The following is a 6,925-nucleotide window of genomic DNA, read 5'->3' as shown; positions in this document are numbered from 1 at the left end:
TGACAAAGCCACCTTATCCATACAAATCCTTTATTTGATAAGTGCCTTATTCAATCGATTTATTGGCTTTTATTTGACTGATTTGGCCGATTTGACACTTAAAAACTTCATCTCAGAGAAAGCTTAATTCTTTGCTGGTGGAGTTTTTTTCTTGAATAAAGGGGGGATTATTAATAATACATTGAGCCTAATAGATGCATTATAAAACTCAGTGTAAGAAAATAGGTGGTTGGTTAATTCTATATGAAAAAAGAAAGATTTTTTAATCCCTTATCCAATGCATAAGATTAAAACCGGAGAATACTATAGGAGAAAAATGGAGATAAATAAAAGGCACAATAATGTCTCGAAAAATGGTATTTATTGGCAAAATAGATACCATTTCTCGAGACCGTTAATCAAATGTCTGAGCAGTCCTCTTCATTTAAATCCTCCTCGTATTCATCGATCAATTTTTGCCATTCAACCCTGTTTTGCCCCGTCAACCCTTGGCAGTTTCCATAAGGTCTTAATGCATCCACATAGGTTAAAAGTGCCTGTCGATAATTGTTGCAGTTTGCTTCTGTTGGATTTTGAGCAAAATTTGAAATCGCTGTAGTTAAGTCGGTTAACTCTTCATTGAGCTCAACTGACCAGTTAAAACTATTGCATCCTGAAGGCTCATCATTTTCTCCATCTCCACATCCTGAAAAGGAGATTAATGACAAAGATATTAAAACAGGAAAATAAAAAATTTTCTTAAAATTGAGCATTACATCAAAGTTTAGTGCTGTGCGTTATTTTTTAATTAAAGGTAATAATGATTGATCATTTTGTCAAAGTTACTCCGGTATAAAAGGTTGATTTTTTTTATTTGTCTCAAAAATAAGGTGTTTTTATTTAAGTAATTCCTTATGAATTGTTGGGCTCCTATATTTATATGTGCTTCCAATATCTATTTGTCTTTGTATACGGTTTTTAGGTAAAATAAATATTTATGCAGTGTGATCGGACTTGAAAAAGCTAAATATTTAAACTATTTGGAAAACACTCGGTTAGGTTCATAATAATTAATCGTAAGTGTCTTTTTACAATTAAATTTATCAAATCATAAGGCTTTTATTCCGTTTAGTAGATGTCGATTCCATTTATATAATTTAATCATATAAATATTTTAAATTTTGTATATTTGCATACCCGCTCTTATAATTTTAACCAGATTATTAAAACTAATTCTATTTCATTATGAATAAGATTGTATTATTAATCATGTTTACTGTCACTTTTTCTGGAAATGTATGGGGGCAAACCTTTCTAAAGGGGGGGGTACAAGATAAAGAAAGCAAAGAGACTTTGCCTGGAGCCTATATTTTTGTTCTCAATGCTTCAGGGGATACGCTGGCCAATACCTTTACCGACGAAAAAGGACAATTTCAGTTTGATAAACCAGATGTATCCACTTTTGTACTTAATATTAGTTTCATAGGTTTTGAAGATTTTACCGATACCATCAATAATCCATCCAACAACAAATTAGGGATGTTTAAACTGGAGGAGAAGGGAAGTTTATTGGAAACTTACGAGATTGAAGCAGCTACCATGACTGGTGAGATGAAAGGGGATACTTTATCCCTTAATGCGAATGCGTATAAGACCAGATCTCAAGCAAGTGCAGGAGAATTGATTCGGAAAATGCCTGGAGTGACCATGCAAGGAAATACCATTGAGGTGCAAGGTGAAACAGTAGGGCAAGTATTGGTGGATGGTGAACCTTTCTTTGGAGATGATCCTGCCATGGCCATGCAAAACCTTCCTGTTGAAATAATCGACAGGATAGAGTTTTTGGATCAAATTAGCGTTCAGGCGCAATTAACTGGCTTTGATGATGGGGAAACCATCAAAACCATTAATATTATTACCAAAAAAGAAAAAAGGGGAGGAGAATTCGGTAGAATGTTTGCCGGATATGGTACAGATGACAATTATTTGGTAGGTGGTAGTGTTAATTTTTTTAACGGGGCACAGCGGCTTACACTGTTAGGACTAAGCAATAATATTAACCAACAAAATTTTTCTGCAGATGACCTCACCGGAGCCTTTGGTGGAGGAGATGATAGAAGAGGAGGTAGAGGAAGAGGAGGAAATCCATTGACAACAAGGGAAAGACCGGGGATCACCAATACCAATGCAGTAGGTATAAATTTTACAGATAAATTTGATGAAGGAAAGGCAAAAATTACCGGAAGTTATTTCTTTAATGAAAGCACCAACTATTTAAACCAAAATTCATCTCGAGAATATATTTTATCCAGTGATAGCCTCCAATTGTATGATGAAGTCAGAAATGATGAAAACTATAACCAAAACCACCGTTTGGATTTAAGGTTGGATTATGACATTTCAGATAAGCATGCTATTATTTGGAGACCCAGGGTGAGATATGAAAAGGGTTCGTCCATAAATAGCCTCAATGCCCAAAACTTATTTAACTTGAACACCCCTATCAATGAGACTCAAAACAAAACCAGCTCCACCAATGAGTCTTTTAGTTTTTCGAGTGATTTTATCTATAGGTATAAATTCAATAAAAAAGGTCGGACGCTTTCAGCGCAATTTGATACCCGTTTGAGTGATTCGAATAGTGATTCAAGGTTGGTGTCGGTCAATCGTGATTTCCAAACCTCCAATTTGGATAGTTTGATTCAAAATTCTATCAGTAGCTCTAATTCCTTTGATTATGAAATGGAAATTGAGTATACGGAGCCAATTGGTGAAAATTCTCAGCTGAGGCTGGAATATGAAGTGGGTAACGACTTGGGCAAAACCAGGCAGGAAGTAAGTCAGAGAGAAATGGAGTCCATGGTATTTGAACTAGACTCCACTTTGACCAATGAATTTGAAAACACTTATTTGCAACATGAGGTAGGTTTAGGGTACAGTTTTAACAAAGATAAAATCAGGGTTTACTCTTCATTCGATTATCAGGTGTCTATTTTAGATAGTGACCGGCTTTTTCCAGGATTCCAAAATACCAATCGAACTTTTAAAAACTTTGTACCCAGAATGATATTCATGTATGATATGAATGAAAACACCAATATTCGGGTCTATTACCGAGGAGATACGGACGCACCTTCAGTAAGGCAGTTACAGGATGTAATTGATAACAGTAACCCCATTCAAATATCTACGGGAAACCCTAACCTGCAACAAGAATATGAACACAGGGTGTATACCCGAATTAGAAATGTAGATCCTGAAACCTCGAAATCATTCTTTATGTATATGGGAGGATCTGTGCGATCCAATTATTTGGGGAATGCAACTTATATTATGTCGAAAGATACACTCATTCAAGGAGATGTTTTGTTAAGGAAAGGAGGGCAACTAAGTAGACCCGAAAACCTTGATAAATATTGGGACCTAAGGAGTTACTTTTCTTTCGGATTCCCTCTCAGCTTTATGAAAAGTAACTTGGAACTTTCCGCTAGGGCAAACTATAGCAACCAGCCCGGCATAATTAATGGACAAACCAATTATAATAAAAATTTAGGGATAGGTCCCGGAATTGGTATAAGTAGTAATTTAGGAGAAGATTTGGATTTCAATATTTCCACCCGTGGAAATTACAATATTGTAAGAAGTAGTTTACAAGAAAATCAAAATAACAATTACTATACCCAAAGTACAAGATTAGATTTATATTGGAATTTTGCTTGGGGATTTTTTGTAAGTACCAATGTAAACAACCAATGGTATACCGGCTTGGGAGAAGAATTTGATCAGTCCGTATGGCTGATGAATGCAGATTTAGGCTATAGGTTTCCACCGAGCCAAAAGTTTGAATTGAAGATGACCGTATTTGACCTTCTGAATCAAAATACAAGCATCAATAGGAATGTAACAGACGTCTATATCGAGAACGAGAGAACGCAGGTATTACAACAATTTTTCATGTTAACATTGACCTATAATTTAAGAAGTTTTGGACAAGGAGCTATGGGTACCGGCGGAAATTAATTCCAGGGGAGATTGTAAGTAGTTAGCATTATAATTCTTGGAAATATTGGTATTTCAACTTCTTTAATATAAAGTTCCTTATGATTAGCTATGAATGTTTAGGTTATCTACTAAACCCGAAATATGCAATAGACAAACTATTACGTGCTGAAATCGCTTCAAAATCAGCCACATCGTTGCCGTTTTCAATTTCACCATAGCGGTGCTATGCTGAAATCTCCAAACAGCCTGATTTTCTTGCGATTGCAACACTTCCCGTAAACACGGGACAGGCTCCACCTCTGACCATTGTCAGGGCGGAGAAATCCTATTACATAATCCGGGCTAAATCTAGGAGTTTCTTGCCTTATCTTGAACCATTTCAGCATCGTACCTGTGTTGATCATAGGTTTTTAGGTTATATTCTTTCAAAATATCTGCTATGGTGATGTCCGGGGAAAGACTTTCAATCACAGACCACTCTTCTTCGTGAAAATTGGTGATTCGGATTTTCCTTCCATATTTTTTTTGATTTCATCAAAATACTTTACAAATGGCCATGTATGTAAAAAGACTTTTTCCAGGTTGACAGGGGCACAATAGTAATTTTTCTCCCAGAAACCTGTTTTTGCAATTTCTTTTCCGGTGATATCCCAAAGTTTAGCGCTTCCTTTTCTGGTGCTGGTAGCAACAACGTATCTATGTTGCAAAGATTTGGCCTGTAGGCTCTGACCACCTCCATAGGCGGACGGCCAAAAAACCAATTCTGCACCCTTGTCTTTTAGTTTTTTCCAACCATCTTCCCAAAGTACATCAAAACAGATTTGAATGCCTATTTTTCCAAAATCCGTTTCGAATACAGGTGGGTCCAAGGGTCCGGGACTAATTCCTAATCCCATTTCATTTTCGGTCGTATGAATCTTTCTATATTCACCAATCCTTTGTCCATTCCTATCCAACAATACTGCTGAATTAAATATCTTTTCTCTCTCTTCGGTATTTACGGCAACCACCAGATAACAATTGTGCTTTTTAGCAAAGGCAGCCATCCTATCTAATACTGTTTTGGATATGGCAATTTTTTCAGATAGGCTGTATTTTTGTTTAATGTTGGCAGTATGGAACAACTCCGGTAGGCAAATAATGTCCGGTTGGTTGACCAATACTTTTTCCATTAGTATAAATATCTCATCTACCATTTGCTCAGCACTGTCTGCAAAAACAGCTTCCTGAGATATGCCGGCTACCCATACCTCTCGTGGTAATTTCCCTATAAGGCTTGAATCTGGTAATGGTGTACTGTTTACAGGTAATACACCTATCGATGAGATACCTGAAGTCATGGCCGCAGTTTTTAGAAATTTTCTTCTGGGATTGTTTTTTTTATCCATGGGGTGACCGATTATATTTTTTAACTGTCATGTTCTACGCTTGAATATTGAGAAGGGAATTTACCAAACCTTTTCAAACCTGTGAAGAAAAGTTAAAATTTTTCACTAAAAATAAGCCGATCCAATTGTCTGATGATTTTATTAAACTTAGTTCATGTTAAACTTAACCATCAATGCATTATGTGAATTGATATTTAGTGGTTTTATTCTATCTTCCACATATAATGCATTAAGGTGTTACAAAAAAAATATTGGAAGTATGGGTAAATTACTTAAATATAGATTTTACAATAAATTTATGGGATCTAATTTTTTTGCTATTGCGACTATAAAGAAAAATAAGGCTAATAAAAAATACTTTTGGCTTGTTTTTGTTATACTTCTAATAAGCAATGTATTTAATGTCAGAGCTAACTTAATTATAAAAGACATAAGGGATAGGTCAACCATTTTATTAGGCGCAACATCATTGAATATTACCCCACCGGTTGGGAGTGTGATGGGCAATTCTTATGGAATCAATATTTCTGAAGGCATTCATGATGATCTTTTTGCAAAAGTATTGGTATTTGATGTGAGCGGAGTTAAGGGAGCATTTCTAGCATTGGACTTGATTAGTTTGCCGTATGGGATGATTTTAAATAATACGCACTTCATATTGAATTAATATTATATCCTTAATTTTAAAATTCAAATTTCTCAATAGGATTCGGATTTTCTGTTTTTGAAGTTATTCCATTACTTTGTGTAGATGCTGGTCCGTAAGTCGATATTAAATACCTAAATTAAAGAAATCACCTCTCATAAATTACATCTATTTTGCTGATGAAATTTTGAATTTACCTTATTAATATCTATGAAAAATCTTTTGAAAAACTTTTTGTTCCTTTTACCGCTTGTATTTGTGTTAGCATGCAGTCCAACGGACCTATCAATACAAATTGTATCTTTCAATATTCGCTATGATAACCCTGATGATGGAATCAATAGGTGGCAGCATCGAATTCCTATTGTGAAATCTTACCTGACTTCAGAAATGCCCGATATTATAGGGATGCAAGAAGTTCTTCACAATCAGATACTTGATCTCCAAGAAATGCTTGTTGAATATGACTATGTTGGTACAGGAAGGAATGATAATAAAACATCCGGAGAATATGCGCCTATATTTTACAATAAGAATAAGTTTAACCTAGTTGATCATTCCCAGTTTTGGTTATCAGAAACGCCGGATATTCCAGGGAGTAAAAGTTGGGATGCATCCCTAACAAGAATAGTGACCTGGGCCCAACTTGAGGACAAATCATCGGGCAAAAATCTTTATGTTTTCAATACCCATTTTGACCATAGAGGAGTAGAAGCCCGCATGAATAGTGCGAAATTAATGGCAAGGAAAATTTCGGAAATTGCGAGAGATGCTCCAGTTCTTGCTACCGGAGATTTCAATATTAGAAAAGAACATCCGAATCTGGGAAATGCCTTGTACGAAAACTTAATAAAAAGCTTTAAAGAAATCAGTTCCTTAGAGAACTCGGCCTATATTTCTAAATCTCCTG

Annotated in this window: 6 protein-coding genes; 3 read left to right on the top strand and 3 right to left on the bottom strand. The window is 35.5% G+C overall.

Annotation, left to right across the window (positions count from 1 at the left end; genetic code table 11):
• Positions 1–398 precede the first annotated feature (398 nt).
• Entirely contained in the window at positions 399–752 is a 354-nt protein-coding gene (locus AAC037_RS16500) for a hypothetical protein (RefSeq protein ID WP_339904087.1), read from the bottom strand.
• A gap of 472 nt (positions 753–1,224) precedes the next feature.
• Between AAC037_RS16500 and AAC037_RS16495 the strand changes: the two genes are divergently transcribed.
• On the top strand, positions 1,225–3,999 hold the full coding sequence (locus AAC037_RS16495) for an outer membrane beta-barrel protein (RefSeq protein WP_339904086.1): 2,775 nt from the start codon (positions 1,225–1,227) through the stop codon (positions 3,997–3,999).
• 330 nt (positions 4,000–4,329) lie between these two features.
• Here AAC037_RS16495 and AAC037_RS16490 read toward each other — a convergent pair whose 3' ends face one another.
• Positions 4,330–4,452 (bottom strand): hypothetical protein, encoded by a 123-nt coding sequence (locus AAC037_RS16490; protein ID WP_339904085.1) that lies wholly within the window; start codon positions 4,450–4,452, stop codon positions 4,330–4,332.
• Complete coding sequence (locus AAC037_RS16485; RefSeq protein WP_339904083.1) at positions 4,449–5,369, bottom strand: carbon-nitrogen hydrolase family protein; 921 nt, start codon at positions 5,367–5,369, stop codon at positions 4,449–4,451. Before AAC037_RS16485 ends, AAC037_RS16490 begins: the two co-directional genes overlap by 4 nt.
• A gap of 154 nt (positions 5,370–5,523) precedes the next feature.
• Between AAC037_RS16485 and AAC037_RS16480 the strand changes: the two genes are divergently transcribed.
• Together AAC037_RS16480 and AAC037_RS16475 are read left to right on the top strand one after the other, a co-directional pair.
• Entirely contained in the window at positions 5,524–6,036 is a 513-nt protein-coding gene (locus AAC037_RS16480) for a hypothetical protein (RefSeq protein ID WP_339904081.1), read from the top strand.
• 189 nt (positions 6,037–6,225) lie between these two features.
• Positions 6,226–6,925 (top strand): endonuclease/exonuclease/phosphatase family protein (locus AAC037_RS16475; protein ID WP_339904079.1); only part of this gene is annotated, 700 nt, incomplete at its 3' end.

The sequence above is a fragment of the uncultured Cyclobacterium sp. genome (assembly GCF_963976465.1).
Classification (GTDB): Bacteria; Bacteroidota; Bacteroidia; order Cytophagales; family Cyclobacteriaceae; genus Cyclobacterium.
This window is presented reverse-complemented; position numbering and strand designations above follow the sequence as displayed.